The sequence below is a fragment of the Micromonospora sp. C28SCA-DRY-2 genome (genome assembly GCF_030519475.1).
Taxonomy (GTDB): domain Bacteria; phylum Actinomycetota; class Actinomycetes; order Mycobacteriales; family Micromonosporaceae; genus Micromonospora.
The window spans coordinates 91,268-118,253 of record NZ_JAUMKD010000007.1 but is presented as its reverse complement, the minus strand read 5'-3'; the positions used below and the strand labels follow the sequence as shown (position 1 = coordinate 118,253).

General features: G+C 75.1%; 29 protein-coding genes. 17 read left to right on the top strand and 12 right to left on the bottom strand.

All coding sequences use genetic code 11. The annotated features are described in order from the left end of the window. Positions 1-4: 4 nt before the first annotated feature. Together Q3W71_RS25035 and Q3W71_RS25030 are read right to left on the bottom strand one after the other, a co-directional pair. Positions 5-487 carry an SRPBCC family protein gene (locus tag Q3W71_RS25035; protein ID WP_302921902.1) on the bottom strand — a complete coding sequence of 161 codons (483 nt, stop codon included), beginning with the start codon at positions 485-487 and terminating at the stop codon, positions 5-7. Beyond that, the gene (locus Q3W71_RS25030) at positions 484-846 is read right to left on the bottom strand and encodes a helix-turn-helix transcriptional regulator (protein WP_302921901.1); all 363 of its coding nucleotides are present in this window, start codon (positions 844-846) and stop codon (positions 484-486) included. Before Q3W71_RS25030 ends, Q3W71_RS25035 begins: the two co-directional genes overlap by 4 nt. Before the next feature lie 224 nt (positions 847-1,070). Between Q3W71_RS25030 and Q3W71_RS25025 the strand changes: the two genes are divergently transcribed. From Q3W71_RS25025 to Q3W71_RS25015, 3 genes are all read left to right on the top strand, one after another. Then, complete coding sequence (locus Q3W71_RS25025; RefSeq protein ID WP_302921900.1) at positions 1,071-1,823, top strand: hypothetical protein; 753 nt, start codon at positions 1,071-1,073, stop codon at positions 1,821-1,823. A gap of 150 nt (positions 1,824-1,973) precedes the next feature. Beyond that, a complete protein-coding gene (locus Q3W71_RS25020; RefSeq protein ID WP_302921899.1) occupies positions 1,974-2,750 on the top strand; it encodes a GNAT family N-acetyltransferase in 777 nt (258 codons plus the stop codon). Positions 2,751-2,952: 202 nt separating this feature from the next. Next, complete coding sequence (locus Q3W71_RS25015; RefSeq protein ID WP_302921898.1) at positions 2,953-3,984, top strand: PHB depolymerase family esterase; 1,032 nt, start codon at positions 2,953-2,955, stop codon at positions 3,982-3,984. Between the two features lie 33 nt (positions 3,985-4,017). Here the strand turns inward: Q3W71_RS25015 and Q3W71_RS25010 are convergent, their stop codons facing one another. From Q3W71_RS25010 to Q3W71_RS24995, 4 genes are read right to left on the bottom strand one after another with little or no spacing between them, the layout of a single operon-like run. After that, the gene (locus Q3W71_RS25010; RefSeq protein ID WP_302921897.1) at positions 4,018-6,411 is read right to left on the bottom strand and encodes a tetratricopeptide repeat protein; all 2,394 of its coding nucleotides are present in this window, start codon (positions 6,409-6,411) and stop codon (positions 4,018-4,020) included. Then, positions 6,408-8,171 (bottom strand): ABC transporter permease subunit, encoded by a 1,764-nt coding sequence (locus tag Q3W71_RS25005; RefSeq protein WP_302921896.1) that lies wholly within the window; start codon positions 8,169-8,171, stop codon positions 6,408-6,410. The genes Q3W71_RS25010 and Q3W71_RS25005 overlap by 4 nt, the downstream gene beginning before the upstream one ends. Next, positions 8,168-9,439, bottom strand: a complete 1,272-nt coding sequence (locus Q3W71_RS25000) for an extracellular solute-binding protein (protein WP_302921895.1) — start codon at positions 9,437-9,439, stop codon at positions 8,168-8,170. The genes Q3W71_RS25005 and Q3W71_RS25000 overlap by 4 nt, the downstream gene beginning before the upstream one ends. Beyond that, entirely contained in the window at positions 9,436-10,071 is a 636-nt protein-coding gene (locus Q3W71_RS24995; protein WP_302921894.1) for an ATP-binding cassette domain-containing protein, read from the bottom strand. The genes Q3W71_RS25000 and Q3W71_RS24995 overlap by 4 nt, the downstream gene beginning before the upstream one ends. 195 nt (positions 10,072-10,266) lie before the next feature. Between Q3W71_RS24995 and Q3W71_RS24990 the strand changes: the two genes are divergently transcribed. Then, the gene (locus tag Q3W71_RS24990) at positions 10,267-10,623 is read left to right on the top strand and encodes a nitroreductase/quinone reductase family protein (protein WP_302921893.1); all 357 of its coding nucleotides are present in this window, start codon (positions 10,267-10,269) and stop codon (positions 10,621-10,623) included. 10 nt (positions 10,624-10,633) lie between these two features. On the opposite strand, the gene Q3W71_RS24985 is transcribed toward Q3W71_RS24990, so the two are convergent. Then, the gene (locus Q3W71_RS24985) at positions 10,634-11,620 is read right to left on the bottom strand and encodes a YafY family protein (protein WP_302921892.1); all 987 of its coding nucleotides are present in this window, start codon (positions 11,618-11,620) and stop codon (positions 10,634-10,636) included. A gap of 44 nt (positions 11,621-11,664) precedes the next feature. Between Q3W71_RS24985 and Q3W71_RS24980 the strand changes: the two genes are divergently transcribed. Both Q3W71_RS24980 and Q3W71_RS24975 read left to right on the top strand, forming a co-directional pair. Further along, a complete protein-coding gene (locus Q3W71_RS24980; RefSeq protein ID WP_302921891.1) occupies positions 11,665-12,144 on the top strand; it encodes a hypothetical protein in 480 nt (159 codons plus the stop codon). Continuing rightward, positions 12,144-12,605 (top strand): hypothetical protein, encoded by a 462-nt coding sequence (locus tag Q3W71_RS24975; RefSeq protein WP_302921890.1) that lies wholly within the window; start codon positions 12,144-12,146, stop codon positions 12,603-12,605. Before Q3W71_RS24980 ends, Q3W71_RS24975 begins: the two co-directional genes overlap by 1 nt. Positions 12,606-12,613: 8 nt before the next feature. Here the strand turns inward: Q3W71_RS24975 and Q3W71_RS24970 are convergent, their stop codons facing one another. After that, positions 12,614-13,264, bottom strand: coding sequence for a flavin reductase family protein (locus tag Q3W71_RS24970; RefSeq protein ID WP_302921889.1), 651 nt, complete (start codon positions 13,262-13,264; stop codon positions 12,614-12,616). Positions 13,265-13,419: 155 nt separating this feature from the next. Here Q3W71_RS24970 and Q3W71_RS24965 point away from each other — a divergent pair, with 155 nt between their 5' ends. From Q3W71_RS24965 to Q3W71_RS24955, 3 genes are read left to right on the top strand one after another with little or no spacing between them, the layout of a single operon-like run. Then, positions 13,420-13,929 (top strand): VOC family protein, encoded by a 510-nt coding sequence (locus Q3W71_RS24965; RefSeq protein ID WP_368051131.1) that lies wholly within the window; start codon positions 13,420-13,422, stop codon positions 13,927-13,929. Positions 13,930-13,933: 4 nt separating this feature from the next. Continuing rightward, entirely contained in the window at positions 13,934-14,467 is a 534-nt protein-coding gene (locus tag Q3W71_RS24960; RefSeq protein WP_302921888.1) for a PadR family transcriptional regulator, read from the top strand. Further along, positions 14,451-15,080: a GyrI-like domain-containing protein gene (locus Q3W71_RS24955; RefSeq protein ID WP_302921887.1), complete on the top strand. Its 630-nt coding sequence runs from the start codon at positions 14,451-14,453 to the stop codon at positions 15,078-15,080. Before Q3W71_RS24960 ends, Q3W71_RS24955 begins: the two co-directional genes overlap by 17 nt. Positions 15,081-15,176: 96 nt before the next feature. Here Q3W71_RS24955 and Q3W71_RS24950 read toward each other — a convergent pair whose 3' ends face one another. After that, positions 15,177-15,839, bottom strand: a complete 663-nt coding sequence (locus tag Q3W71_RS24950; RefSeq protein ID WP_302921886.1) for a TetR/AcrR family transcriptional regulator — start codon at positions 15,837-15,839, stop codon at positions 15,177-15,179. 115 nt (positions 15,840-15,954) lie between these two features. Between Q3W71_RS24950 and Q3W71_RS24945 the strand changes: the two genes are divergently transcribed. From Q3W71_RS24945 to Q3W71_RS24935, 3 genes are read left to right on the top strand one after another with little or no spacing between them, the layout of a single operon-like run. Further along, complete coding sequence (locus Q3W71_RS24945) at positions 15,955-17,454, top strand: NAD(P)/FAD-dependent oxidoreductase (protein ID WP_302921885.1); 1,500 nt, start codon at positions 15,955-15,957, stop codon at positions 17,452-17,454. Further along, positions 17,447-18,385 (top strand): SDR family oxidoreductase, encoded by a 939-nt coding sequence (locus Q3W71_RS24940; protein WP_302921884.1) that lies wholly within the window; start codon positions 17,447-17,449, stop codon positions 18,383-18,385. The genes Q3W71_RS24945 and Q3W71_RS24940 overlap by 8 nt, the downstream gene beginning before the upstream one ends. Beyond that, the gene (locus Q3W71_RS24935; protein WP_302921883.1) at positions 18,382-19,278 is read left to right on the top strand and encodes an alpha/beta fold hydrolase; all 897 of its coding nucleotides are present in this window, start codon (positions 18,382-18,384) and stop codon (positions 19,276-19,278) included. Before Q3W71_RS24940 ends, Q3W71_RS24935 begins: the two co-directional genes overlap by 4 nt. Here the strand turns inward: Q3W71_RS24935 and Q3W71_RS24930 are convergent. Further along, positions 19,187-20,365, bottom strand: a complete 1,179-nt coding sequence (locus tag Q3W71_RS24930) for a low temperature requirement protein A (protein ID WP_302921882.1) — start codon at positions 20,363-20,365, stop codon at positions 19,187-19,189. The genes Q3W71_RS24935 and Q3W71_RS24930 overlap by 92 nt on opposite strands. A 128-nt stretch (positions 20,366-20,493) precedes the next feature. Then, positions 20,494-21,387 carry a glycosyltransferase family 2 protein gene (locus tag Q3W71_RS24925; RefSeq protein WP_302921881.1) on the bottom strand — a complete coding sequence of 298 codons (894 nt, stop codon included), beginning with the start codon at positions 21,385-21,387 and terminating at the stop codon, positions 20,494-20,496. 71 nt (positions 21,388-21,458) lie between these two features. On the opposite strand from Q3W71_RS24925, the gene Q3W71_RS24920 reads away from it, so the two are divergent. The 3 genes from Q3W71_RS24920 (at position 21,459) to Q3W71_RS24910 (ending at position 24,583) form a co-directional block, all read left to right on the top strand. Beyond that, positions 21,459-22,565, top strand: a complete 1,107-nt coding sequence (locus tag Q3W71_RS24920; RefSeq protein WP_302921880.1) for a CapA family protein — start codon at positions 21,459-21,461, stop codon at positions 22,563-22,565. Between the two features lie 69 nt (positions 22,566-22,634). Beyond that, complete coding sequence (locus Q3W71_RS24915; protein ID WP_302921879.1) at positions 22,635-23,291, top strand: GntR family transcriptional regulator; 657 nt, start codon at positions 22,635-22,637, stop codon at positions 23,289-23,291. Then, positions 23,288-24,583, top strand: a complete 1,296-nt coding sequence (locus tag Q3W71_RS24910; protein WP_302921878.1) for a nitrate/nitrite transporter — start codon at positions 23,288-23,290, stop codon at positions 24,581-24,583. The genes Q3W71_RS24915 and Q3W71_RS24910 overlap by 4 nt, the downstream gene beginning before the upstream one ends. 71 nt (positions 24,584-24,654) lie before the next feature. Here the strand turns inward: Q3W71_RS24910 and Q3W71_RS24905 are convergent, their stop codons facing one another. Beyond that, positions 24,655-25,074, bottom strand: a complete 420-nt coding sequence (locus Q3W71_RS24905; RefSeq protein ID WP_302921877.1) for a hypothetical protein — start codon at positions 25,072-25,074, stop codon at positions 24,655-24,657. A 196-nt stretch (positions 25,075-25,270) separates the two neighbouring features. Between Q3W71_RS24905 and Q3W71_RS24900 the strand changes: the two genes are divergently transcribed. Together Q3W71_RS24900 and Q3W71_RS24895 are read left to right on the top strand one after the other, a co-directional pair. Then, positions 25,271-26,356, top strand: coding sequence for an S-(hydroxymethyl)mycothiol dehydrogenase (locus Q3W71_RS24900; RefSeq protein WP_302921876.1), 1,086 nt, complete (start codon positions 25,271-25,273; stop codon positions 26,354-26,356). After that, complete coding sequence (locus Q3W71_RS24895) at positions 26,356-26,985, top strand: MBL fold metallo-hydrolase (protein ID WP_302921875.1); 630 nt, start codon at positions 26,356-26,358, stop codon at positions 26,983-26,985. Before Q3W71_RS24900 ends, Q3W71_RS24895 begins: the two co-directional genes overlap by 1 nt. Position 26,986 lies beyond the last annotated feature (1 nt).

Here is a 26,986-nt window from a genome sequence, read left to right as displayed (position 1 = left end):
TACGTCAGAGGCGCTTCGCGACCTCGACCAGCTGGTCCAGGGCCGTGCCCCAGCCCTCGATGAAGCCCATGTCCGCGTGCGCCTTCTTCGCCGAGGCGTCGGCATGGATGGCGGTGGCGGTGTACTTCGTGCCGTTGCCGGCGGGTTCGATGTGCACGACGGCGGTGAACGGGAAGCCGTCCTCGCTGGCCTGCGGCCGGAAGCCGGGGCCGAGGGCCGAGGTGAAGACCAGCGTCGAGTTCTCCTCGACCAGCAGCACGCAGCCGACGTTGGGGAACTCCTGACCCTCCGGCGAGCGCATCACCGTGTTGAACTTGCCGCCGGGGCGCAGGTCGAGCTCGCAGGACGTGGTCGACCAGGGCTTCGGGGTGAACCACTGCACGATCAGCTCGGGCGTCGTCCACGCCTTCCAGACCAGCTCGGGCGCGACGTCGACGGTGCGCTCCAGGACGAGGTCGAGGTTCGGGTCCGCGGAGTAGGTGGTCATTTCTGCTGCTCCTTCAGGTTGTGGAGTAGTGCGTCGAGTTGATCCAGGCGTCGGGTCCACAGCGCGCGCTGACCGGCGAGCCAGCTGTCGACCTGTTCCAGCGGCGCGGGTGTGAGGCGGTAGGTGCGCACCCGTCCCTTCTTCTCCGACGTCACCAGGCCGGAGCGCTCGAGGACGCCCAGGTGCTGGGTGAACGACGGCAGTGCCATGTCGAACGGACGGGCCAGCTCGCTGGTCGTCGCGGGCCCCCGGCCGAGGCGTTCGACGATCCGCCGGCGGGTGGGGTCGGACAACGCGTGGAACACGCCGTCCAGGGCCGGGTCCGCCGGCCCGCCTCCGTCGCCAGATCGCTTAGGCATGTACCTAAGTATAGGGGCGAACGAAGCTTAGGTCAATACCTAAGTATTAGGCGCGTCGGAGGCTTGCGATGCCGTGACCGCCGCCGCCGCAGGGGAGGTGCGCCTTGACATCGGCGGCGCCCGCTGCCCAGCATCGGGGGCACCGGTGTCGCGACCTCGGCGGCCAGCAGGGCCGTACGGGCTGAAACGTCGACTCTTCGCGAAGGGACGACGTGATGCACCCGATGCTGCGACGGCTGGACGACCTCGCCGCCCACCTCGCCGCCCGCCCGGACGTGGTCGCGCTGCTCGGGCTGGGCTCCGCCGGCGCCGAGCACGACCGCCTCGACGACTACTCCGACCTCGACTTCTTCGTCGTGGTCGACGCGCCCGCCAAGCCGCGCTACCTGGAGTCCGTCGACTGGCTGCAGGCACCGTGCCCGGTGGCGTACAGCTTCGCCAACGACCGCAACGGGCGGAAGGCGCTCTACGCCGACGGCGTCTTCGTCGAGTACGCCGTCTTCACCGTCGCCGAACTCGCCCGGTTGCCGTTCACCGGCGCCCGGGTCGTCTGGCAACGCGACGACGCGCCCGCCGGGCTGGCAGACGCCGGCCCGCCGCCCGCCGCGGTTCCGTACGACACCGTCGAGTTCCACCTCAACGAGGCGCTGACCAACCTCTACGTCGGCCTGCTGCGCGACCTGCGTGGTGAGCGGCTGACCGCCGCGCGGTTCATCCAGTCGTACGCCGTCGACCGGGTGATCGGGCTGCTGAACCTGACCCACCCCGAGGCCGGGCACCGCCGCGACCCCTTCGACGCCAGCCGGCGGGTCGAGCAGGCGTACCCGCCGGAGGTGCTGCCGCTGGCCGCGATGGTGCCCGGCTACCAGCACAACCGGCGGGCGGCGGCGGTCACGCTGACCTGGCTGGAGGTGCGCTTCGCCGTGGACCGGGTGATCGCCGACGCGATCCGCCGGCTCCTGGCCGCCGGATCCTAGACCCGGCCGCCGAAGAAGACCCAGACCTCGGCCACCCGGCGCTGCCGCCCTGCCGAGTTGACCATTTTCTGGGAGCGCCGGCGACCGGGCGCCCACCGTCCCCAACGACTGGGAAGCTGTCCGGCAGTTGCCCGCGGAGAGGAGCCCGGCGTGTTCCCGCCGTCGACCGTCACCGACCCGGAGCTGGTCAGGGACCTGCAGGAGCGGGCCGCCCGGGGCCAGCCCGCCACGCTGGTCGAGGACGCGCGCGGGTGGTGGCTGCGCCTCGCCCCCGGCGGCGCCTGGTGGGTGGGCAGCGTCCTGCCGCATCGTCCGGCCCGGGGAGCCGACCTGGCGCAGCGGGTCGCGGCGGCCGAGGAGTTCTACCGGGCCCACGGCGCGCCGCCGGCGTTCCAGATCAGCCCGCCGGCGTGCCCGGACGGGCTCGACGAGCTGCTGGCCGCGCGCGGCTACCGGCGGGAGTGCCCGGTCTCGTTGCAGGTCGCCCGGACCGTGGAGGTGCTCGACCGGTTGGCACCGGGCGCGCTGCGGGTCGAGCTGGACGACCGGCCGAGCCGACCGTGGCTGGACACCTGGCTCGCCGTACACGCGGCCGGTGGCGACCCCGGCGGCGAGCGGGAACTGCTCGACCGGGTGGCATTGCCGTCCGGCTACGCCCGCGCCCTGGTCGGTGACGACGTGGTCGCGGCCGGCCGGGCGGTGGCTGACGCCGGCTGGGCGGGGGTGTTCGGCATGGTGACGCTGCCCGGGGCGCGCGGGCGGGGCGCCGCCCGCGCCGTGCTGGCCGCGCTGGCCGAGTGGGCCGCTGCCCACCACGCCGACCACGTGTATCTCCAGGTGGAGCGCGGCAACGTCGCGGCCCGGCGGCTGTACGGGCGGGCCGGCTTCACCGAGCTGTGCGGCTACCACTACCGCATCGCGGGGTGACGTTCGCCCTGCGTCGGTGACAATCACCTGGTCCATGACTGCCGGGTCGCCCGCGCGCGTCATCGACGCCCACGCCTGTCGGTTCCCGACACACCGGCACCGCCCGACGTGTCGGCCCCGCTCATATCGGGTGTGCTCGATGTCACGCTAGCGTCTGGCCACGCCGACACCACCGCCGGCGCTCGCCGAACCGGGAGCGTCCATGACCACACCGCTGAGGGCCACCGCCGCCCTGGTCACCGCCCTGCTGCTGACCCTGACCACCGCGACCCCCGCCCAGGCCGCCGACCCGTCCACCAAGACCCCGGTCGCCGGTTCGCTGCGCGCCTACAACGTCTCCACCGTGTACGTCGCCGGAGTCTCCTCCGGTGGCTACATGGCCACCCAACTGCACGTCGCCTACTCGTCCCGGATCCGCGGCGCGGCCGTCTTCGCCGCCGGGCCCTACTACTGCGCCCAGAACAACGTCGCCCAGGCGCTCTACGGCTGCGGCGACAACCAGTACCCGACCAACCTGTCCGCCCTGCAGACCTACACCCGCACCTGGGCCTCGTACGGCTGGGTCGACCCGGTGGGCAACCTCTCCGGCGACCCGGTCTACGTCTTCCACGGCGCGAACGACAACACCGTCAAGAAATCCGTCACCGACGACCTGGTCCGCTACTACCAGCACTTCGGCGCCAGTGTCCAGTACGACAGCGGCTCCTCGGCCGGGCACGCCTGGGTCACCCCGTACGGCACCCGCGGCTGCACCGCGACCGCGGCGCCGTTCCTCAACAACTGCGGCACCGACCCGCAGCAGGCCCTGTTGCGCAAGCTGCTGGGCAGCGTCGCGGCGCCGAACACCGGAGCCCTGGGCGGCACGCTCATCCGGTTCAGCCAGAACACCCACGCGGTCAACGGCTACGCCCCCGGCCTGAGCATGGACGCCAACGGCTTCGCGTACGTGCCGTCGTCGTGCGCCGCCGGCCAGTCCTGCCGGCTGCTGGTCGCCCTGCACGGCTGCCTCCAGGCGTACGGCTCGGTCGGCACCGCGTTCGTGGACCGGGCCAACCTCAACCAGTACGCCGACACCAACAATCTGATCGTGCTCTACCCCCAGGCCGCCACGGCGGGCACCAACCCCAACGGCTGCTGGGACTGGTGGGGCTACCTCGGCGCCACCAACTACCCGATCAAGGGCGGCGCCCAGGTCGAGACGATCATGAACATGGTCCGCCGCCTCGACGGCTGACCCGCGCGAGGTGCCCCCCCGGCCGGCTCCCGATCAGGCGGGCTCGTCGGCCGGGGCGTCCACCCCGGCCAGCCGGGCGTCCGCCTCGGCCTGGCCCTCGGCGTCCCGGGCCGCCTCGCAGATCGCTGCCGCGTCCACCCAGTGCCGCCGGGCCTCGTCCGGGTCGCCGAGCGCGGCCGCCGCGTCGCCCAGGTACAACAGCGTCCGGCCCAGCCCGGGGGTGGCCGGCCCGCCCTCGCGCAGCCGCCGGCTCTCGGCCAGCATCTCGTACGCCTGCCGGGCCTGGCCGGGCGCGGCGCCGAGCAGCGTGGCACCGGCGTTGAGCAGCGCGGCGGCCCGGTTCGTCGGGTCCGCCACCGACTCGTACTCGCGCAGCGCGGCCCGCCACGACTGCGCCGCGTCCAGGTGCTCGCCCATCTCGGCGTGCACCAGCACCAGGTTGGTCAGCGCCGCCGCGTAGCCGCGGGCGTCGCCGAGCGAGCGGAAGGTGTTCGCCGCCCGCACCAGGTGGTGGTGGGCGATCTCCAGTTCGCCGCGCGCCAACTGGGCGGCGCCGAGGCCGAGCTGGGTCAGCGCGTGCCCGGCCCGGTCGGCGCTGGAACGGTGCCGGCGGGACAGCTCCAGGTGTTCCACCGCGTCGTCGAGCTGACCCAGGTCGAGCAGGACCAGGCCGAGGTTCATCCGGGCCTGGGCCGTGCCCCGGCGGCCGCGCTCCGCCACGGCCAGGGTCAGCGCGGTCGCCGCGCCCTGCGGGTCGTGCCGGCGCCGGCGCAGCACGCCCAGCTCGTTGTGCGCCCAGCCGGCGATCTCCGGCCGGTCGTCGGCGGTCGGCGTGGCCAGCACGGTGCGGCACACCTCGTCCCACTCGTCCAGCCGCTCGACGTGGGCGAGCCAGCCGCACAGCGCGACCGCCAGCCGGAACCACCAGCGGCGGACCCGCCGGGGCAGCGTCTCGGCCGCGCCCGCCGGCACCTTGACCACCGCGAGCAGCAGCTCCTGGTGCAGGTCGAACCAGCCGTACGGGTCGTCGTCCAGCGGCAGCGGCCGGTCCCGGTCCAGGGTGGACGCGGCCACCGCCAGGCTCGCCACGTGCCGGTCGGCCCGCCGGGCCAGGTGCCGGGTGAGCCGGGCCTGCGCGGCCACCCGCCGGCGCACCGGCTCGTCGTCGCGCAGGTGCATCCGGGCGTACGGGCCGAGCAGCGGGCGTACCTCGTACCGGTCGCCGGGCGCGCCGACCACGAACGCCCCGGCGGCCAGTTCGTCCAGCAGGGCGGCGACCCGGTCCGGTCGCCGGTCGGCGAGCGCCGCGATGGTCGGCCGGTCCACCGGCGCCGGGCTGAGCGACATCAGCCGCCACAGCCGGCGGGCCTCCGCCGAGAGCGCGTGGTAGGCGGTGTCCCGGGCGGTCACCAGCAGCGTGGCCGGTGAGGCGTCGATCTCCTGGTGCGGGGGAGTCCCGACCGCCCGGCGCAGCGCGTCGAGTACGTCGGCGTGCCGCCACCCGTGCTGCGCGGTGCGTCGCCCCAGCTCCGCCACCGTACGCGGCTGCCGCCCGCACAGCTCCACGATGTCCCGCACCGCCGGGTCGGTACGCGGGTCGGGCCGGTGCGGCCGGGCCGCCGGCGCCGCCGCGCCGGCCGCGGCGAACAGCTCGACGGCGTCGTCGGTGTCCGGCTCGCCCAGCCAGTGCGCCGCCACCCCCTGGCTGGCGGCCAGCGCGCCGGTGCCGGCCAGCAGCAGCCGGCAGGTCCGCGCGGTCGGCGGCAGCAGCGGCCGGACCTGCGCCGGGTCGTCCACGTTGTCCAGCACCAGCAGGATCCGGCGGCCGTCGAGCTGGCGGCGCACCTCGTCGGCGGCGTGCGCCAGGTCGTCCGGGCGGCCGGACGCCGGCGGCCGGGTGCCCAGGATCCGGGCCAGCGCGGCGAGCACCTGCCGCGCCGACCGGCGCCGCCCGCCGCGGCGCAGGTCCAGGTGGTAGAGCCCGTCGGGGAACTCGGCCCGGCACAGGTTGGCCGCCTGGATCGCGCACCACGAGGTGCCGACCGCGCGGCGGCCCACCACCGCCACCGCGTGGTGCTGTTTCAGCTCGTCGACGACGGCCTGCACCTCGTCGTCGCGCCCGGTGAACCCGGCCGGGTAGGGCAGGGTGGGCGGCCCGGCCGCCGCCGGCGCCTCGGCGTCCGTCTCGTCCGGCTCGGCGAGCTGGTCGCGCCGGCGCCGGCGCCACTCGACCAGGAAGGAGGCGAGCAGGCCGAGCACCACCACGCCGACGCTCGCCGAGCCCAGCACCTGGACCGACAGCTCGGAGAGCAGGTTGCCGGCGACGTTGCCGAGCAGCGCGCTGACCCCGCCGCCGAGCACCCCGCCGACGGCCAGCAGCACGCTCAGCCGGCCCGGCCCGCGCGACCGCCCGGCCGGCCGGCTCACCGCACGCCCCCGGCGACCAGCCCGGCGACGAGCTGGCGGCGGGCCAGCACCACCAGCAGCACCGGCAGGATCGACGCGACCACCGAACCGGCGGCGAGCACCCCGCTGTTGGCCACGAACCCGCGGGTCTGGCCGGCGAGGAACAGCCCCAGCGGCGCCGCGCCCGGCCCGCTGAACAGCAGGCCGACCACCAGGTCGTTCCACACCTGTACGAACTCCAGCACGGCGACCGCGATCACCGCCGGGCGGTTGTGCCGGGCCAGCAGCCGCAGCGTGCTCCACCAGTGCCGCCCGCCGAGCCGTACCGCGCGCACCTGCTCGGCGGGCAGGTCGGCGAAGGCGTTGCGCAGCACCAGCACGGCGAACGGGATGCCCAGCGCCACGTGCACCAGCGCCAGCCCGCGGGTGGTGCCGGAGGAGAGCACCGCGCCGAGCACCTCGTTGACCGGACCGGCGATCACCTGCACCGGCACCACGCTGGCCGCCATCAGCAGCAGCCCGGTGGCCTGCGCGGGCGGGCCGGTCAGCCAGGCCAGCGGGTACGCCGCCAGCAGCGCGATGCCGAGCACGGCGGCGGTGACCAGGGTGGCCAGCACCAGGGTGAACCCGAGCGTGCGCCACAGTTCGGGACCGCTGGCCAGCTGCCGGTAGGAGTCCAGGCTGGGCGCGGTCGACCACCAGGCCCGGGCGGCCGCGTCGACCGGCCGGTGCAGCGAGGTGGCCAGCAGCACGCCCAGCGGCACCAGCCAGGCCAGCGCGGCGCCGGCGGCGAGCAACCGGATCGACCGGCGCGGCGGCGCCGCCGGCTCCGGGTCGACCGGCCCCGGGTCGCGCGGTGGCGGCCACGCCTGCCGGACGAAGAGCGCCGCCACCAGCATGCCGGCCGCCACCGCCGCCAGCCAGATCACCCCGAGCGCGGCGCCCTCGCCGGTGGTGGTGCCGCCGGAGGTCTGCCAGACCCGCAGCGCCAGCACCGACGCCTCGTCGCGCACCGAACCGGGGGTCATCACCAGGATCAGGTCGAAGGTGCGGCTGGTGCCGAGCGCCACCAGGGCGAACACCACCGCGACGGTACGCAGCAGCAGCGGGCGCCACTGCGCGTCCCAGAGCACGTCGCGCCGGTTGCCGCCGTAGGCGCGGACCGCGTCGCCGAGGCTCGGCGGCACCGCGTCCAGCGCGGCCCGGAACACCAGCACGGCCAGCCCGACCCAGGCCCACACGAACGCCGACATCAGGGCCACGGTGACCAGGCCCGGGCCGAGCAGCTGCGGCACCTGCTCGGCGGGGCGCCCGGTGAGCCGGGCCAGCAGCAGGGTGGCCAGCCCGCGCTGCGGATCGGGGTCGTAGAGCAGCCGGAAGGTCACCCCGGTGACCACCAGCGGCAGCGCGGTCGGCACCACCAGGATGAGCCGGACCAGCCCGCCCTCCTGGGAGCGGCGGGACGCGGCGGCCAGCAGGTAGCCCAGCACGGTGACCACCGCCGGCACCAGCAGCGCCCAGAGCACCGTCCGGCCCACCACCGCCGCGGTGCCCGGCGCGGCGAACGCGGCCCGGAAGTTCGCCGCGCCGACCCACCGGCCGTCGGTGACCACGCTGGCGTGCAGCGTCCGCAGCACCGGCCAGGCCACCAGCCCGCCGAGCAGCAGCAGCGCCGGCAACAGCAGCGCGGAGGTGGCCCCGGCGGCCGGATAGGCCCGGCCGCGTCGGGGCGGCCCGACGTCGTCGAGGACCGCCAGCTCGCCGAGGACCGGCCGGGTCATCGCCCACCCCCGGCCGCCCGGGCCGCCGCGGCCAGCTGGCCGGTGGCCCGGCGTACCGCCTCGGCGGCGGACACCCCACCGGTGACGTCGGCGAAGAAGTCCTGCATGATCCGCCAGATGCCGACCCCGTCCGAGCCGGTGAACGGGCCGGGCAGCCGGTCGGAGAGGTCGAAGCGGACCGACTCCGCGTCGCGCAGCTCGGCGGCGAGCGCGCGGCGCATCGGGTCGTGGTAGCTCTCCAGCGGGACCGTGACGTTCGGGGAGAGGTAGCCGCCCGCGCGCAGCCACGGCTGGAACGCCTCCCCTCCGCTGAGCCAGCGCACCAGCTCGGCCCCGCGGGGCGACCCGGCGAACGCCACGGCCGCGTCGCCACCCAGGATCAGCGGACGGTCCGCCGCCCGCGACCCCGGGAACCGGAAGGTGACCGGCTGCTCCGTACCGCGCTGGAACCGGGCGCTGACGTCGTCGACGAAGTCGGCCTCGAACACCATCGTCGCCCGGCGGTGGTGCACCACCTGGATCACCGACTCCTCGTACTGGGTGAGCAGGGCGCGGCGGGGGCCGCCGGGAAATGCGCCGTCGATGCTCCACAGCTCGGCGAGGCGCTCCAGGGCGATCCGCACCGATCGGCTGCGCCAGTCGGCCTCGCCGCGGGCCAGCGCCTCGTAGAAATCGGGCGCGGCGATGTCGGCGAGCACGTTCTCGAACCAGTCGGTGAGCACCCAGCCGTCGGCGGCGCCGATCGCCAGCGGCGCCGGGGCGATGCCGGCCCGGGCCCGGGCGCCCAGCCGACGGGTGATCGCCACCAGCTGGTCCCAGGTGGCGGGGGGCTCGGAGAGCATCGAGCGGAAGTACCAGAACAGCGACTTGTGGGCCGCCTTCACCCAGACCCCGTAGCGGCGGCCGTCGGTGGCGAGCAGGTCGGCCATCCCGGGCGGGACGGCGTAGCTCGCGGCGGGGGCGAGTTCGCGCAGCCAGCCCCGCCGGGCGTACTCGACCACCAGGCCGGAGCGGGGCAGGATCGCCACGTCGGGGCTGGTGCCGGCGAGGTGCCGGGCGCGCAGGAAGGCGTCGATGTCGTTACCGGCGCTGACCACCCGCACCGGGGCGCCGTAGCCGGCCACCACCTGCCGGAACCGGGCCAGCTCGGTGCCGCTCCACACCACCGCCACCTGCACCGCCGGCTCGCCGCGGGAACAGGCGGCGGCGGCCGAGGCGGTGCCCGCCGCGGCGGCGGCGCGCAGCAGCGTACGGCGGCGCAGCGTCACCGGCCCGCCTCCGTGGCGGCGTCGGCCGGCTCGACCCGGACCGGCTCGCCGAGTTCGGCGAGCACGGCCTCGTCGGCGGTGCAGACCAGCACCGCGAGGCCCGGCGCGTCCGGTGGGGCGAGCCGCCCGACCAGGTCGGTGAGCCGCCCGCCGTCGGGGGCGCCACCGGGCAGGTCGATCACCAGCACCTCCGGCAGGCAGGCCATCGCCCGGGCCAGCGCCGCCCGGAACCGCTGGCCCTCGGAGAGCAGGTGCGGCCGCAGGTCGAGGGTCGGCGCCAGCTCCAGCCGCTCGACCACGGCCGCCGCCCAGCTGTCGGCCACCTCGCGCACCCGTTCCCGCTTGCGCTGGCCGTAGGCGATGTTGCGGCGCACGGTCAGGTGGGGCAGCAGGGCGCCGCCGGCCGGGACGTACCCGATGCGGCGGCGCAGCGGCGGCAGGTCGGTGACGTCCCGGCCGCCGACCAGGACGGCGCCGGCCGCCGGCGCGGCCAGCCCGACCACCACCCGGGCGAGCGCGGTGCCGACCCGGGGCGGGGCGGCCAGCGCCACGGTGGCGCCGGCGGGCACGTCGAGGGTCACCGGCGTGCCGGCGGGTGGCACGACGAGTTCGCAGAGTCGTAACGTGACCATCACCTCCGGTGACCCGAGTCGTCGCCCCCAGGGTGGCACATCCGGACGACGGACACGCCCCCGCACCCTCCCTTGTGGAGGCGCGAGCGGCCCTCACCCGTCGGTGGGGCCTCGGCCGGAACGGGCACCGGGCCGGCCCGCTGCCCCCTAACCTGGCGCTGAGGAGCACCACGGGATCGTCGACGGAGGTCAGCGGTGAGCATCGAGGACGCCAGGGACGCCTTTGCCGGTGCCGAGGAAGTGGAGATCACCGTGACCGGCCGGCGGACCGGCCGGCAGATCTCCCACCCGGTGTGGTTCGTGCAGGAGGAGCAGAGCATGTTCCTGGTGCCGATCACCGGGTCGGACAGCGACTGGTACAAGAACGTCCGGCAGACGCCGCTGATCGAGGTGGCCGTGAACGGGACGGCGGTGAGCGCGCCCGCCACCCCGATCACCGACGCCGACCGGGTCGACCACGTGGTGGAGATGTTCCGCGCGAAGTACGGCCGCCAGTACGTGGACGAGCACTACCCGAGGCGCGACGTCGCCGTCCAGGTCTCCCTCGGCTGAGCCGGGGTGCTCAGCCCGGCGGCTCGCGACGATAGAGCGCGGCCAGCGCGGCGGCGGTGTCCGCGAGCCTGGCCCGCAGCTCGGCCGGGGCCAGCACCTCCACCTCGGCGCCCAGGCGCAGCAGGTCGCCGTGGGCGTGGGTGAGCGACTCGATCGGCACCAGCGTGGTCACCCAGCCGGCGGCGTCCGGCGGGCCGGCGTTGCGCTCCGCCGCCCCGGCCACCACGTCGCTGGCGATCTCGCGCAGCCGCTGCCGGCCGCGCGGGGTCAGCCGGATCGTCGCGTCGGCGCGGTGCAGTTGGGCCCGGAACCGCACCACGTGCGCCTGCCACCAGGCCGGCAGGTCGAACTCCGCCGGCCGGTCGAAGCCCTCGTCCAGGGTGGTCAGCGCCAGGATCTGGTTGATCCGGTAGGTCGCCGGGGTGTCCCGGCCCGGCCGGTTGGCCACCGCGTACCAGCGGCCACCCTTGAGCACCAGCCCGTACGGCTCCAACACCCGCTCCACCTCGCCGCTCCAGCTGCGGTAGCGGACCCGGACGCGCCGCTCCCGCCACACCGCGTCGGCCACCGCGGCCAGGTGGGGGGAGGCGTCGCCGTCGGCGTACCAGCCGGGGGTGTCCAGGTGGAAGCGCTGCTGGAGCCGCTGCGCCCGGTCGGCCAGCGCGGGCGGCAGCGCGGCCTGGAGCTTGAGCTGGAGGGCGGCCACCACCGCCCCGTAGCCCAGCTCGGCGGCGGGGCCGGGCAGCCCGGCGAGGAAGAGGCGCTCGGCCTCCTCGGCGGTCAGCCCGGTGAGCCGGGTCCGCCAGCCCTCGACCAGCTGGTAGCCGCCGGCGTGCCCGGCCTCCCCGTAGAGCGGGATGCCCGCCGCGTGCAGCGCCTCGACGTCGCGGTAGACGGTGCGGACGGAGACCTCCAGCCGCTGGGCGAGCTGGGCGGCGGTCAGCCGCCCGTGGCTCTGGAGCAGCAGCAGGAGGGAGAGGAGTCGACTGGCCCGCACTCCGCTGACAGTAGCTGTCAGGGGAGCGGTCCTACCGTCCCGGCATGGCATTTCGCGACAAGGATCTCTGGGTGCCGGGACCGGTAACGGTCGCCGGCCGCGAGCTCAAGCGCTACCACATCGACCAGCCGCACCGGCGGATCGAACCGGAGGTGGAGAAGGCCGCGTACGACCTGCTGCCCCGGCTGCTGCCGGCCGGCCCGGACGACGGCACCCCGGCGGCCGGCTGGGTGGTGCTGCACCGGGGCGCCGACACCGGCGCCTACCTGCTGGCGTACACCTGGGTGTGGGACAACGTGGTGCGGGTACGGATCGCCGCCGCCGGCCAGCCCGTCCTGGACTGCCCGGACAACGATCCGACCCGCTTCGTCGAGCAGCACCGGCCGTGGGTGGGCTGCATCTGGGAACTCGGGGTGCTGGAGCACGAGCGGGCCGCCTGGGCCCGGCACGTGCTCGCGCCGGAGCGTCCGGACCTGGCCGGCTGGCGCGCCGACACCCGGGCCGAGGGGCCGGTGGGCCGCTGATGGGCGACTTCGACTTCTTCGTCGGCACCTGGGACGTGGTCAACCGGCGGTTGGTGAAGCGGCACGTCGGCAGCGACGAGTGGGACGAGTTCCCCGGGCGGTCGGTCGCCCGGGCCTTCTTCGGCGGCGCCGGCAGCTTCGACGAGATCACCTTCCCGACCAAGGGTTTCTCCGGCGCCACCGTGCGGATCTTCGACCCGGCCGCCGGCACCTGGTCGATCTACTGGATGAACAGCGACCGGGGGAGGCTGGAGCTGCCGCCGGTGGTCGGCCGGTTCGTCGACGGGGTGGGCACCTTCTACGCCGACGACGTCGACGAGGGCCGCCCGGTCCGGTGCCGGTTCATCTGGTCGGCGATCACCCCGACCTCCTGCCGCTGGGAGCAGGCGTTCTCCACCGACGGCGGACGCACCTGGGAGACCAACTGGACCATGGAGTTCACCCGCGCGCCGGCTGTCTGAGTCACCGCTCAGCCGACCACCGGGGTCGCGTCCGGCCGTAGCCGGTGCGGCATCTCCCAGCCGTCGGCCAGCCGGGACGGGTGCACGTTCTGCCCGCCGCCGAAGAACTCGCAGAACTTCATGATCAGCGGGTCCCAGCGCAGCGGGTCGACATAGCTCGTGCCGGGGATGACCAGGTCCTCCTCGACGTACGCGCGCAGCACCTGCACCTCGAAGGCGGTGGCCTGCGCGCTGCTGCCGCCGAACCGGTGCGTCGCGACGACCCGGCATTCGAGCTGGACCGGGCACTCCGCCACCCGGGGTGCCCGGACCAGTTCCGACGGCTGGGCGGTCAGCCCGGCCAGGGCGAACTTGTCCGGCTCGTAGCGGTAGCCCTGGCGGACCTTGTGCTCGGGCACGTCGGGGCGGCCGGTGGTGAGCGCGATCCGGTCCACCGCGTCCACCATCGCCGCGGACGGCAGGTTGAGCACGCACTCCCGCTCGCGGCGCAGGTTGGCGGTGGTCTGGCCGCTGTCGCCGAGGCCGAGCATGGCGTGCTGCCCGAGCCACCACGCCGACGACATCGGCGCCAGGTTCGCCGTGCCGTCCGGGTTGCGCGAGCTGACCAGCACCACCGGCGTGCCGAAGTAGAGCACCTTGAGACCGGGAACCACGTGCATCCGTACGCCTTCCATCACGGGCGCGACCGGGTGTCGCGCCTCCGCCGTCGACTCTGCGCCGGGGCGGCCGGCCGTTGCTGGCGGCGATCGGACATCGCGTTCGACCCTCGCCGTTCCGGGGCGAACCGCCGGACCTGCGTGCCTATGCTCGGCACGTGGCGCTTCAGCGGATGGACCACGTCGGCGTCGTGGTCGACGACCTCGACGCCGCCACCGCGTTCTTCACCGAGCTGGGGATGGAGCTGGAGGGCCGGACGCCGGTCGAGGGACGGTGGGTGGACCGGGTCGTCGGGCTCGACGGCGTCCGGGTCGAGATCGCCATGATGCGCACGCCGGACGGCCACGGCCGGATCGAGCTGACGAGGTTCCGCACGCCGGCGGCGGTCAGCGCCGAGCCGGCGCACGCACCGCCGCACACCCTCGGCATCCGTCGCATCATGTTCGCCGTCGACGACCTCGCGGACGTGCTCGCCCGGCTGCGCGCCCACGGCGCCGAACTCGTCGGCGAGGTGGCGCGGTACGAGGATGCCTACCGCCTCTGCTACGTCCGCGGCCCAGCGGACTCATCGTCGCCCTGGCCGAGCAGCTCGACTGACGGTCGCCCGGGACCCCGTGCCGGACCGCCAACCGGCGGCTTGCCAATCCCTATTCTAGTACTAGAATAAGGCCGTGGAGCTGACGCCGTCCGAACTGGTCGTCCTCGGGTTGATCGTCGAGTCCCCGCGGCACGGCTACGACCTGGAGCAGGTCATCGAGCGTCGCGGGATCCGCCAGTGGACCGAGATCGGCTTCTCCTCGATCTACTACCTGCTCGCCAAGCTCGAGAGTCGCGGGCTCGTCCACGCCCCCGAGGCGCCGGCGGCGGCGAAGTCCCGGCGGGTCTTCCACGCCACGGCCGCGGGGCGGGAGGCCGCCGCCCGCGGCGCGCTCGCGCTCATCGCCGAGCCGCGTCCGGTCGCGCATCCCCTTCTCGTGGGCGTGGCGAACCTGGCCCTGCTCTCCGACCAGGAGTACCGGCGGGCGCTGGGCGACCGGCTCGCCCGGGTCGAGGCGCGGATCGCCGCCGTCCGGGCGGCCGAGGCCGCGCAGTCCCCCCTCGCGCCGCCGGCCCGCGAGGTCTTCTCCTACTCCCTCAGCCTCCTGGAGGCGGAAAGGTCGTGGCTCGCGGCGCGGGCCCAGGTGCGTGATGACGGACAAGACTGACTTCAAGCGGGAGATCGACACCTACCGCGCGAGCCGCGGGCGGTTCGACGTCGTCGACGTGCCCGACCTGCGGTACCTCATGATCGACGGGCACGGCGATCCGAACACCCCGGCCTTCACCGACGCGGCCGAGGCGCTCTACCCGCTGGCCTACAAGCTGAAGTTCGCCAGCAAGCGGACCCTGGGGCGCGACTACGTGGTCATGCCCCTGGAGGCCCTCTGGTGGGCCGACGACATGGCCACGTTCACGGCGCTGCGCGACAAGTCCCGGTGGGACTGGACCCTGATGATCATGGTCCCCGACTGGATCGACGAGGAGATGTTCGCCGGCGCCGTCGAGCAGGTGGCGGCCGGAGACCGCCCGCGACGCCTCGACGACGTCCGGCTCGGGGCGCTCTCCGAGGGGCGCTGCGTGCAGACGCTCCACGTCGGCTCCCACGACGACGAGGCCCCGGTGCTGGCGCGGATGCACCACGAGTTCATCCCGGGCAACGGGTTGCGGATGGTGGGCAAGCACCACGAGATCTACCTCAGCGACTTCCGCCGGACCGCCCCCGAGAAGCTCCGCACCATCCTCCGGCAGCCGGTCGGCCCCTCGGCGCCGGCCCGGTGATCGTCTGACCGTCGACGGTCGCTCGAAGCTCCTTCCGCCCTGACTCGCCGCGGACGACCACTGTCGTCGCGACGCGACGCCGAGTCGGCCGGCGGGTCAGGCGGGTGGGGGAGGGGTGGTGCGGTAGATCGCGGTCAGCCAGACGTCGAGCAGCACGTCGACCACGTCGCGTTCGGCCACCGCCGGCCCGTCGCCGGCGAAGGTGGCGTACCAGACCCGCTCGTTCATCGAGTTGAGCGCGATGGCGAGGTCCCGGGCGGGCAGCCCGGCCGGCGCGGCACCGCGCCGGCGTTCCGCCTCGATCGCGGTCTCGATGGCCTGCACCCAGCGCTCCATGACGGTCGCCCAGAGCCGGCGCACCTCGGCGTTGGTGCCGCGCACCTGGGCGCAGGCCAGCACCACCGCGCGGTGCCCGCCGAACGTCTCGTGGAACCGGGTGATCAGCTCCCGCCACCGGGCCGGCGGATCCTCCGCCAGCCGGACCAGCACGTCGCCGCAGGCCGCCTCGGCCTCCTCGGTGACCCGGTCCAGCAGCGTCAGCAGCACCGCGTCCTTGGACGGGAAGTAGAAGTAGAAGGTCGGCCGGGAGATGCCGGCGCCGCGGGCCAGGTCGTCGATGGAGATGTCGGCGAAGGCCCGCTCGTGCAGCAGCCGCTCGGCGGTGGCCAGGATGGCCGATTCCCGCTCGTCGCCGGAGGAGCGGGCCGCGCGGCGTCCGCGCGGGGCCGCGGTCGGAGTGGGCGTACGGGCGGGCGTCATGACCGCTCACTCTACACCGGATCGACACTGTGTCGATTGGACCCGACAGGGTGTTGACGGGCGTCGACGGCGGTGGATAGTGTCCGGTGTCACCGCCTCGGGATCGGGAGATGGCATGGCCTGCGACCACGTCGACGTGCTCATCGTCGGTGCCGGCCTCTCCGGCATCGGCGCCGCCTGCCACCTGCGGCGCGCCTGCCCGGGCAAGACGTACGCGGTGCTGGAGGCCCGGGGCGCGATCGGCGGCACCTGGGACCTGTTCCGCTACCCGGGCGTCCGGTCCGACTCCGACATGTTCACCCTCGGCTACTCGTTCCGGCCGTGGACCGACCCGAAGGCGATCGCCGACGGCGACGCCATCCGGGCGTACGTCCGGGAGACCGCCGACGAGTACGGCGTCACCGAGCACATCCGCTTCCACCACCGGGTGGTGCGGGCCGACTGGGACAGCGCGACCGCCCGCTGGACGGTGCACGCCCGGCGCGACGACACCGCCGAGGACGTGGTGCTGACCTGCTCGTTCCTGTACACCTGCGCCGGCTACTACCGCTACGACGCCGGCTACACGCCCGACCTGCCCGGCGCGGAGACGTTCACCGGACGGATCGTGCACCCGCAGCACTGGCCCGCCGACCTCGACCACACCGGCCAGCGGGTGGTGGTGATCGGCAGCGGCGCGACGGCGGTGACCCTGGTGCCGGCGATGGCCGAGCGGGCCGGGCACGTCACCATGCTGCAACGCTCACCCACGTACGTCATCGCGCTGCCCTCGCGCGATGTGCTCGCCGACACGCTGCGCCGCTTGCTGCCGGCGAAGGCCGTGTATCCGGTGGTGCGCTGGAAGAACGTCCTGCTCGCCACGGCCAACTTCCAGGCCAGCCGCCGTGCCCCCAGGCTGGTCCGGAAGCTGCTGCGGCGCGCCGCCAAGGGTCGGCTGCCGGCCGGCTACGACGTCGACCGCCACTTCTCGCCCCGCTACGACCCGTGGGACCAGCGGCTCTGCGTGGTGCCCGACGGCGACCTGTTCACCGCGCTGCGCCGGGGCCGGGCCTCGGTGGTCACCGACACCATCGACACGTTCACCCCGACCGGCATCCGGCTCAGCTCCGGCGAGGAGTTGCCGGCCGACATCGTGGTCACCGCCACCGGGCTGAACCTGCTCGCCCTCGGCGGGATGACGCTGAGCGTGGACGGCGCCGAGGTCGACCTGGCGAGCAGGGTCGCCTACAAGGGGATGATGCTCTCCGGGGTGCCGAACTTCGCGATGACCATCGGCTACACCAACGCCTCCTGGACGCTGAAGGCGGACCTGGTCGCCACGTACGTCTGCCGGCTGCTGCGCCACCTCGACCGCACCGGCCAGCAGGTCGTCACCCCGCTCGCACCCCGCGAGGGCCCGCTGGAGCCGATCATCGACCTCAAGTCCGGCTACGTGCTGCGCAGCGTCGACGCGCTGCCCAAGCAGGGCGCCTCGGCGCCGTGGCGGCTGCACCAGAACTACCCCCGCGACGTGCTGCTGATGCGGCACGGCCGGTTGACCGACGTCGGGGTGCGCTTCTCCCGCGCCGCCGCCGACCGGTCGAGCACTCCGGAAAGGAGCACCGCCGATGCGTAGCTTCGACTTCACCTCCGGCACGGCCGTGGTCACCGGCGCGGCCAGCGGAATCGGGGAGGCCCTGGCGCACGGGCTGGCCCGCCGCGGCAGCGACCTCGTGCTGCTCGACCGGGACGCCGACCGGCTCGCCGCCGTGGTCGCCGCGATCCGCGCGGCGCACCCCGACCGGCAGCTGACCAGCTACCTGGTCGACCTCGCCGACGCCACGGCCACCGCCCGGGTGGCCGAGGAGATCCGGCAGCGGCACCCCGCGATCCGGCTGCTGGTCAACAACGCCGGCGTGGCCCTGGGCGGCCGGTTCGACCAGGTGACCCTGGACGAGTTCACCTGGGTCATCGAGATCAACTTCCGGGCCGTGGTGCAGCTGACCCACGCCCTGCTGCCGGCGCTGAAGGCCGAGCCCGGCGCGCACCTGGTCAACGTCTCCAGCCTGTTCGGCCTGATCGCCCCGGCCGGACAGGCCGCCTACGCGGCGAGCAAGTTCGCCGTCCGCGGCTTCACCGAGGCGCTGCGCCACGAGCTGGTCGACGACGGGATCGGGGTGACCTCGGTGCACCCGGGCGGCATCCGCACCCGGATCGCGCAGAGCGCCCGGATCGGCAGCGGCGTCTCCGCCGCCGAGTACGAGGCCGGCCGGAAGGAGTTCGAGAAGCTGCTCTCGATGGACCCGGCGAAGGCGGCCGAGATCATCCTGCGCGGGGTGCGCCGCCGCCGGGGCCGGGTGCTGGTCGGCTGGTCGGCCAAGCTGCCCGACCTGCTGGCCCGGGTCGCCCCCGCCTCGTACGGGCGGGTGCTCGCCCTCGGGCTGGCCCGGGCGGCCGCGGACCCGGCGCGGCGGGCCACCGCCGTCCCCGCCCAGCGGCCACCCGGCGACCCCGAGCCGGCCCGGCCGGGCGACCGGTCCGCCGAGCGGGCGGGGGATCCGGCGTGAGCGCGCCGGCCGGCCCCCGGCACGTCACCGTCGACGGGCGGCGGGTGCGCCACCGGGTCGACGGCGACGGGCCGCCGGTGGTGCTGCTGCACGGCATCGGCCGCACCCTGCGCGACTTCACCGAGCAGCACGAGCTGCTCGCCGACCGGTACCGGGTGCACAGCGTCGACCTGCCCGGCTACGGCGGCTCGCTGCCGATGGCCGAGCCGTACACCCTGCCGGCGCTGGCCCGGTTCGTCGGCCGCTACCTCGACGCGGTCGGCGTCGAGGCGCCCGCGCACCTGGTCGGCAATTCCCTCGGCGGCGCGATCGCCATGCGGCTGGCCGTCGCCGAGCCGGCCCGGGTGGCCAGCCTCGCGCTGGTCAACAGCGCCGGCTTCGGCCGTGAGGTGACCATGATGCTGCGGCTGCTCGCGCTGCGGCCGCTGGGCCGGCTGCTGCTGCGCCCCAGCCGCTCGGCCGCCCGGCGCACCGAGCGGGCCCTCTTCCACGACGCCGCGTTCGCCACCGCCGAGCGCGTCGCGTACGCCCTGGAGGTGGCCCGCCAGCCGCACGCCGCGCGGGTGCTGCTGGAGACCGCGCACAGCCTGGGCACCTTCCGGGGGGTCAGCCCGCAGTGGCGGGAGGAGCTGCTCACCGAGCTGGCCCGGCTGGACGTGCCCACCCTGGTCGTCTGGGGCGACCGGGACCTCATCCTGCCGGCGGCCCACCTGGACGCCGCCCGCACCCGGCTGCCGCGTGCCCGCACCCACCTGTTCACCGACTGCGGGCACATGCCGCAGATCGAGTGCGCCGAGGAGTTCAGCCGACTGCTGGTCGACTTCTGGACCGCAGCTCCCGCTGCCGAGCCAGCACCGTCACCGCCACCAGGGCGAGCAGCAGCGCCGCGATGAGGTAGAGCGTCACCGGCGCCCAGGGAGTGGCCAGCACCAGCAGCGCGGTCACCGGGAACGCCGCCACCACCACCCCGCGCTGGCGGGGCAGCACCCGCAGCACCCAGACGGTGAGCAGGTAGACGGCCGTCGGGACGGCCACGGTGTGCCCGACCACCACGCTGCCGGCGTGGGCCACGTGCCGGTGGTGGTCGACCACCACCTCCAACCCGGCGCCCACCGCGGCGACCGCCGCGAACACCAGGTAGTGCCCGTACCCCCAGACCAGTGAGGCGGGCAGCCGCGCCGGCGCCTCGGCCTCCCGGTCGAAGTAGAGCCACCACAGCGCGAACACGATCACCATGTCCGCCACCGCCAGCCGCCACAGGCCGCCCTCGCCCGCGTCCACGCCGGTCTGGATGGCCACCGACGTGGCGAGCACCACCTCGCCGAGCACGATCAGGGTGAACAGCCCGTACCGTTCGGCGATGTGCCGCGGGTGCCAGGTGGTCATCCCCGGCCGTTCGGCCAACGCCGGCACCAGCAGGTCGGCCAGGGCCAGCACCAGGAACGAGCCGATCCGCCAGTCGTCGGGCAGCAGCAGCCGGACCAGCCAGCCGACCTGCACCACGGTCACCCCGACCGCGTACCGGACGTCGGCCGCCCGGTGGGCGGGGTCGCTGGCGGCTGCCCGCAGCCACTGCGTCACCAGGGCCAGCCGCATCACCACGTACCCGTAGGTGATGGTGGCGAAGTCGCCCTCGGTGAAGGCGCGCGGCACCCCGGCGGCCAGGATCAGCGCGCCGGCGATCTGCACCAGGGTGGTGATCCGGTAGACGTCGTCGTCGGTGTCGTAGGCGGAGGCGAACCAGGTGAAGTTCATCCACGCCCACCAGATCGCGAAGAACACCATCAGGTAGCTGCGCACCGCGTGCCCGACGTGGTCCTCGGCCAGGTCGTGGTGCAGGTTCGCGGCCGCCTGGGCCACCGCCACCACGAAGCAGAGGTCGAAGAAGAGCTCCAGCGGCGTGGCGGCGCGGTGCGCCTCGCCGCGGTCGCGTGCGGCCATCGGCCGGTACCAGGGCCGCGGCCCGCCCTTCGTGGTCACCGCGCTCTCCTCGCGCCGCCGGCCGGACGGGTTCACCATAGGCAGGTCCCCGGCCCGGCCGAGCCGGGTTTCGGCGCAGCCGCCGAGCATGCCGGACGAGAGGCGCTGGGCTGGGCGCTGCGGTCGACTCAGTCCGCGGCGACCACCGACGGTCGCGGCGCCTGCGGCGCCGCCGGCGGCTCGGCGTCCAGCCGTTCCAGGGTGCGCAGGGCGGCCTCCACCCGAGCCGGCAACCGGCGCCGCCGCGGCAGGGCCCAGCGCAGTTCGCGGGCCGCGTCGAGCAGGGCGCCCCGGCCGGCGGGGTCGCGCGCCACCTCGGTCACCGTGCGCAGCAGCACCCCGGCCGGGCGCCGCAGGGTCGCGGTGAGCAGCCGGTTGCGCGCCTCGACGCGCTGCCGGGTCCGGCGGTCCCGGCCCGCCGGCAGCGGGTGGTGGTGCACCACCAGTTCCTCGGCGTACGCCAGCCGCCACCCGGCCGCCGCCAGGTCCATCGCCAGCAGCGCCTCCTCGCCGTACGTGCCGAGGGGTTCGGCGAAGCCGCCGACCTGCCGGAACGCCTCGCGGCGCAGCACCACCGCGCAGGCCAGGAAGCCCAGCACCGCCGGGCCGGGCGCGTCCGGCGGGACGCCCAGCGGGGCCCGCGCCATCGCCGCCGACACCGGGTCCAGCCGGCCCTGCGGGCCGACCCGCACCTGCCCGGTCAGCAGGCCGGTGCGCGGGTGCCCGCGCAGCAGCCGGGCCGCGCGGTCCAGGGAACCCGGCGCCCACCACGAGTCGTCGTCGGCGAACGCCACGAACGGGGTGTCGGCGAGCGCCACGCCGACGTTGCGGGCCGCGGCGGCGCCGGCGTTCGCGTGCAGCCGCACCACCCGTACGTCCGGAAAGGCCCGCGCCACCGCCTCCGGGGTGCCGTCGTCGGAGCCGTTGTCCACCACGATCACGGGTGCGGCGTGCCGGGCCAGCGTCGCCACCAGTTGGCTTCGGCGGTTGCGGGTGGCCACCACGACGGTCACATCGGTCATGGCGACCCTGGTACCCCGGGCGCCGCCGGGCCACGCCGTTTCGACCCGGCGGGCGCGGGGGATGCCGGCGGATGCCCGACGACGCGGTGACCCTGTTCCTGGCCGGGGACCTGATGACCGGCCGGGGGGTGGACCGGATCCTGCCCCGGCCCGGCCCTCCGGAGCTGCGCGAGCGGGCGGTCCGCGACGCCGACGAGTACGTCGGGCTGGCCGAGTCGGTCAGCGGCCCGATCCCGCGGCCGGTGCCGCCGGAGTGGCCGTGGGGGGTGGCCCTGCCGCTCCTGGACGACCTGCGCCCGGCGGCCCGGATCGTCAACCTGGAGACCGCGGTGACCGGCCGGGGCGAGCCCGCGCCGGGCAAGGCCGTGCACTACCGGATGCACCCGGACAACGTGCCCTGCCTGACCGCCGCCCGGCTGGACGTCTGCGCGCTGGCCAACAACCACGTGCTCGACTTCGGGCCGGTCGGGCTCGCCGACACCCTCGACGCGCTGGCCGGGGCGGGGATCGCCACCGCCGGCGCCGGTCGGGACGCGGCGGCGGCCTGGGCACCCGCCCGGGTGGGCCTCGGCGCGGACCGCCGGCTGCTGGTCTTCTCGGTGGCCGCGCCGTCCAGCGGCGTGCCGCCGCCCTGGGCGACCACCGGCGACCGGCCCGGGGTCGCGTACCTGCCGGAGATCTCGGTGGCCACCGCCGACCTGCTGGCGGAGCGGATCGCCGCCGTGGCCGGGCCGGGGGACCGGGTGCTGGTCTCCGTGCACTGGGGCGGCAACTGGGGGTACGAGGTGCCGCCCGAGCACGTCGAGTTCGCCCACCGCCTGGTCGACGCCGGGGTCGACGTGCTGCACGGGCACTCCTCCCACCACGTGCGGCCGGTGGAGGTCTACCGGGACCGGCTGATCCTGTACGGCTGCGGGGACCTGATCGACGACTACGAGGGCATCGGCGGGCAGCAGGCGTACCGGCCGGAGCTGCGGCTGCTCTGGCTGCCGGCGCTCGACCCGGGCAGCGGTCGGCTGCGGGGCCTGCGGGCGGCGCCGGTGCGGATCCGGCGGATGCGGCTGTCCCCGGCCGACCCCGGCGAGGTGGCCTGGCTCGCCGACCTGCTCGGCCGGCTCGGTCCCCGGTTCGACGTGGCCGCCGACGGGTTGCTCACCCTGCACCCCGACGCACTGTGACGGGGTGGCTTGGGCCACGTCCCGGGCACCCGGCGGGGCGCCGGCCGGGGCCGGCTCGATCATAGATACATGACGCATCCCTCGGCTCCGGCCGCCGCGACCTCGGCCGCCGAGCGGGCCTACCGGCACCTGAAGCGGTCCATCCTGGAGCAGCTCTACCCGGGCGGGCAGCTGGTCAGCGAGGGGGAGATCGCCGAGGCGACCGGGGTGTCCCGCACGCCGGTCCGGGAGGCGCTGCTGCGGTTGGAGGCCGAAGGGCTGGTCCGGCTCTACCCGAAGCGGGGCGCGCTGATCCGGCCGGTCTCCGCCCGGGAGATCACCGATGTCATCGAGGCCCGCCGGCTGGTCGAGCTGCACGCCGCCGAGCGGGTCTGGCCCCGCCGGGCGGCGCTGCGGGCCGAGCTCGCCGCGCGGCTGGCCGAGATGCGCGCCGCGCACGCCGCCGGCGACCTGACCGCCCTGATGGCCGCCGACCGGGCCTTCCACGCCACCGTGGTGGACGCCGCCGGCAACGAGATCCTGGCCGAGCTGTACCAGCGGCTGCGCGACCGCCAGCTGCGGATGGGAGAGGCGAGCTTCCGGCTCTCGCCCGGCTGGGCCGAGGTGGCGCTGACCGAGCACGCCGCCCAGCTCGCCGCCCTCGACGGCGACGACCCGCAACGCTGGCTCGCCACGGTCGCGGCGCACATCGACAACGCCGCCACCGTGCTGCGGACGCTGCGGTGACCGCCGGGTCGACAGCCCGCCTCCGCTCCGGCTGGCTGGTCTGGGGCGTCGCGGTGGGCGCGTACGTCGGGGCGGTGTTCCACCGCAGCTCGCTCGGGGTCACCGGGGTCGACGCCACGGACCGCTTCGCGATCAACGCCAGCACCCTGGCCACCTTCTCGGTCGCCCAGCTCGCCGTGTACGCGGCCATGCAGGTGCCGGTCGGCGTGCTGCTCGACCGGTACGGCTCGCGCCGGTTGCTGATCGCCGGGGGCGCCCTGATGGTCGCCGGGCAGCTCTGCTTCGCCCTCGCCACCGAGGTCTGGCTGGCGGTCACCGGCCGGGTGCTGGTCGGCCTGGGCGACGCGATGACCTTCATCAGCGTGCTGCGGATCGTGGCCCTGTGGTTCCCGGGCCGGCGCTACCCGATGCTGACCCAGTTGACCGGCACGCTGGGCCAGTTGGGCGCCATCCTCGGCGCCGTACCGCTGGTGGCGCTGCTGCACCGGGCCGGCTGGACCCCGGCGTTCCTGGTCGCGGCCGCGCTCGGCGCGACGGTGCTGCTGATGGTCGTCGTCGCGGTCCGGGACACCCCGGACCGCGAGGTCGCCGCCGGCGCGGCGCCGGACCTGGCCGCGGTGCGCCGGGAACTCGCCGCGGCGTGGGCGCAGCCGGGCACCCGGCTGGGGCTCTGGACGCACTTCGTGACGCAGTTCTCCGGCGCGGTGTTCGCCCTGCTCTGGGGCTACCCCTTCCTGGTGCAGGGGCAGGGCCTCACGCCGACCGCCGCCGCGTCGCTGCTGACCCTGATGACCGTCGCCATGCTGGTGTCCGGCCCGGCGATCGCGCACTTCTGCGCCCGGCACCCGTTCCACCGGTCGGTGCTGGTCTTCGCCATCACCGCCAGCACCGCGGCGGTCTGGGCGGTGGTGCTCCTCTGGCCCGGCCCGGCGCCGCGCTGGCTGCTGGTCACGCTGGTGCTGGTGCTCGCGGTGAACGGCCCCGGCTCGCTGATCGGCTTCGACTACGCGCGCTCGTTCAACCCGGTCAGCCGGATCGGCAGCGCCACCGGTGTGGTGAACGTCGGCGGCTTCGTCGCCTCGATCACCCTGGTGCTGGTGGTGGGCGTGGTGCTCGACCTGGCCACCCCGGCCGGCCGGGCCACCCCCGACCTGTCCGCCTTCCGGTGGGCCTTCGCCGCGCAGTACCTGCTCTGGGCGCTCGGCGCGGTGCAGGTGCTCCGCTACCGCAACGCCGCCCGCCGGCAGGTCGCCGCGCAGGCGCTCGCCGCCGCCGCGCCGACAGCGCCCTGACCCGGCGCGCCCGGCGTGCGGCCCGGGTGCCGCCGTCGGGGCGACGGCGGCGGTGGGTCGGGGCGCCGCCGTCAGGCGCGACCGCGGCGGTGCGTGAGGTCGTCCAGCACCAGGGTCAGGCCGGCGCCGAGCATCCAGACGTCCTTGGCCAGGCCGATGCCCTGCTGGGTGGGCCGCAGGCTGCCCTCTTCCCGCATTCCGGGCGTCTTGAGATAGAGCTGGGTCAGGCCGGCGGCGAACGCGGTCAGCCCCAGGCCGACCAGCGCCGACGGGACGAACGGCGCGAGCAGGGCGGCGCCCAGCGCGATCTCGGCCCCCGACAGCAGCCGGGCGAACTTGTCCGGCGGGAACTGTTTGAGCTGGGGGATGGCGTTGACGGCCATCCCGTGCATGCCCTGTGCCGCCTCACCCTCCAGCGTCCGCTTGCTCAGCCCGGAATTGAGGATGAACGCGCCGATGCTCACGCGCAGCGGCAGATGGCTCACCTTCATGGCGCACTCCCGTCCGACGGCAGGATCGTGCCCCCGCCTACCCGGACCGCGCCGGGATAACCGCCGCGCGGCTCTGGGCCGCCGGTGGTGATCGGCGGTAGTTTCGCCCGAGAGCCTGATCCACCGGGTCGCCGTACCCCGCGGCGCCGGATCCCGACGGACGGCGGCGCGCCGCGCCGCGGAGCAGGAGGAGACCGTGAGCCAGCAGGTCCGGGGAGTCATCTCCCGCAGCAAGGGCGCGCCGGTCGAGGTGGTCACCATCGTGGTGCCCGACCCGGGGCCGGGCGAGGCGGTGGTGCGGGTGCTCTCCTGCGGGGTCTGCCACACCGACCTGCACTACCGCGAGGGCGGCATCACCGACGACTACCCGTTCCTGCTCGGCCACGAGGCCGCCGGCATCGTGGAGGAGGTCGGGGCGGGCGTCGACTCCGTCGTGCCGGGCGACTTCGTGGTGCTCAACTGGCGGGCCGTCTGCGGCGTCTGCCGGGCCTGCCGCCGCGGCCGGCCGTGGTACTGCTTCGCCACCCACAACGCGGCGCGGAAGATGACCCTCACCGACGGCACCGAGCTGGCCCCGGCGCTGGGCATCGGGGCGTTCGCCGAGAAGACACTGGTCCACGCCGGCCAGTGCACCAAGGTCGACCCGGCCGCCCGGCCCGCCGCGGTGGGGTTGCTCGGCTGCGGGGTGATGGCCGGGCTCGGCGCGGCGATGAACACCGGCGGGGTCACCCGCGGCGACTCGGTGGCGGTGATCGGCTGCGGCGGGGTCGGCGACGCGGCGGTCGCCGGGGCCACGCTGGCCGGAGCGACCACCATCATCGCGGTGGACACCGACGCGCGGAAGCTGGAGTGGGCCCGCCGGTTCGGCGCCACCCACACCGTGGACGCCTCCGCCGAGGATCCGGTCGAGGCGATCCGCGCCGCCACCGGCGGCTTCGGCGCCGACGTGGTGATCGACGCGGTCGGCCGTCCGGAGACCTGGAAGCAGGCGTTCTACGCGCGCGACCTCGCCGGCACCGTCGTGCTGGTCGGCGTGCCGACCCCCGAGATGACCGTCGAGGTCCCGCTGCTGGACGTCTTCGGCCGCGGCGGCGCCCTCAAGTCCAGCTGGTACGGCGACTGCCTGCCCAGCCGGGACTTCCCCATGCTCACCGCCCTCTACCTGCAGGGCCGCCTCGACCTCGACGCCTTCGTCACCGAGGAGATCGCGCTCGACCAGGTGGAGGAGGCGTTCGCCCGGATGCACCGGGGCGACGTGCTCCGCTCGGTGGTGGTCTTCTGATGGCCGCCCGGATCGACCACACCGTCACCGCCGGCACGTTCTCCCTCGACGGCCAGACCTTCGACGTGGACAACAACGTCTGGGTGGTCGGCGACGACACCGAGTGCGTCGTGGTCGACGCCCCGCACGACGTGGCGGCGATCCTGGCCGTCGTCGGCGACCGGCGGGTGCGGGCGATCCTCGCCACCCACGCCCACGACGACCACGTCCGGGTGGCGCCGGCGCTGGCCCGGGCCACCGGCGCGCCGGTGCTGCTGCACCCCGCCGACCGCGTGCTCTGGGACCTGGTGCACCCGGACGAGGCACCGGGCGGCGAGCTGCGCGACGGCGACACCGTCGAGGTGGCCGGCGCCGCGCTGACGGTGCTGCACACCCCCGGGCACAGCCCAGGCGCGTGCAGTTTCCACGCGCCGGCGCTCGGTGCGGTGTTCACCGGGGACACCCTCTTCGCCGGCGGGCCGGGCGCCACCGGCCGCTCGTACAGCGACTTCGGCACGATCATCGACTCGATCCGGGACCGGCTGCTCACCCTGCCGGCGGAGACGGTCGTGCACACCGGCCACGGCGCGAGCACCACCGTCGGCGCGGAGGCGCCGCACCTCGACGAGTGGCTGGCCCGGGGCCACTGAG

Coding starts and splice junctions, on each gene's coding strand:
- Q3W71_RS24940 (WP_302921884.1), top strand. CDS start 17,447: ATGCGTAGCTTCGACTTCACCTCCGGCACGGCCGTGGTCACCGGCGCG.
- Q3W71_RS25030 (WP_302921901.1), bottom strand. CDS start 846: ATGCCTAAGCGATCTGGCGACGGAGGCGGGCCGGCGGACCCGGCCCTG.
- Q3W71_RS24975 (WP_302921890.1), top strand. CDS start 12,144: ATGGGCGACTTCGACTTCTTCGTCGGCACCTGGGACGTGGTCAACCGG.
- Q3W71_RS24905 (WP_302921877.1), bottom strand. CDS start 25,074: ATGAAGGTGAGCCATCTGCCGCTGCGCGTGAGCATCGGCGCGTTCATC.
- Q3W71_RS24925 (WP_302921881.1), bottom strand. CDS start 21,387: ATGACCGATGTGACCGTCGTGGTGGCCACCCGCAACCGCCGAAGCCAA.
- Q3W71_RS24955 (WP_302921887.1), top strand. CDS start 14,451: ATGACGGACAAGACTGACTTCAAGCGGGAGATCGACACCTACCGCGCG.
- Q3W71_RS24980 (WP_302921891.1), top strand. CDS start 11,665: ATGGCATTTCGCGACAAGGATCTCTGGGTGCCGGGACCGGTAACGGTC.
- Q3W71_RS25025 (WP_302921900.1), top strand. CDS start 1,071: ATGCTGCGACGGCTGGACGACCTCGCCGCCCACCTCGCCGCCCGCCCG.
- Q3W71_RS24970 (WP_302921889.1), bottom strand. CDS start 13,264: ATGCACGTGGTTCCCGGTCTCAAGGTGCTCTACTTCGGCACGCCGGTG.
- Q3W71_RS24950 (WP_302921886.1), bottom strand. CDS start 15,839: ATGACGCCCGCCCGTACGCCCACTCCGACCGCGGCCCCGCGCGGACGC.
- Q3W71_RS24915 (WP_302921879.1), top strand. CDS start 22,635: ATGACGCATCCCTCGGCTCCGGCCGCCGCGACCTCGGCCGCCGAGCGG.
- Q3W71_RS24895 (WP_302921875.1), top strand. CDS start 26,356: ATGGCCGCCCGGATCGACCACACCGTCACCGCCGGCACGTTCTCCCTC.
- Q3W71_RS24945 (WP_302921885.1), top strand. CDS start 15,955: ATGGCCTGCGACCACGTCGACGTGCTCATCGTCGGTGCCGGCCTCTCC.
- Q3W71_RS24920 (WP_302921880.1), top strand. CDS start 21,459: ATGCCCGACGACGCGGTGACCCTGTTCCTGGCCGGGGACCTGATGACC.
- Q3W71_RS25035 (WP_302921902.1), bottom strand. CDS start 487: ATGACCACCTACTCCGCGGACCCGAACCTCGACCTCGTCCTGGAGCGC.
- Q3W71_RS25005 (WP_302921896.1), bottom strand. CDS start 8,171: ATGACCCGGCCGGTCCTCGGCGAGCTGGCGGTCCTCGACGACGTCGGG.
- Q3W71_RS24995 (WP_302921894.1), bottom strand. CDS start 10,071: ATGGTCACGTTACGACTCTGCGAACTCGTCGTGCCACCCGCCGGCACG.
- Q3W71_RS25015 (WP_302921898.1), top strand. CDS start 2,953: ATGACCACACCGCTGAGGGCCACCGCCGCCCTGGTCACCGCCCTGCTG.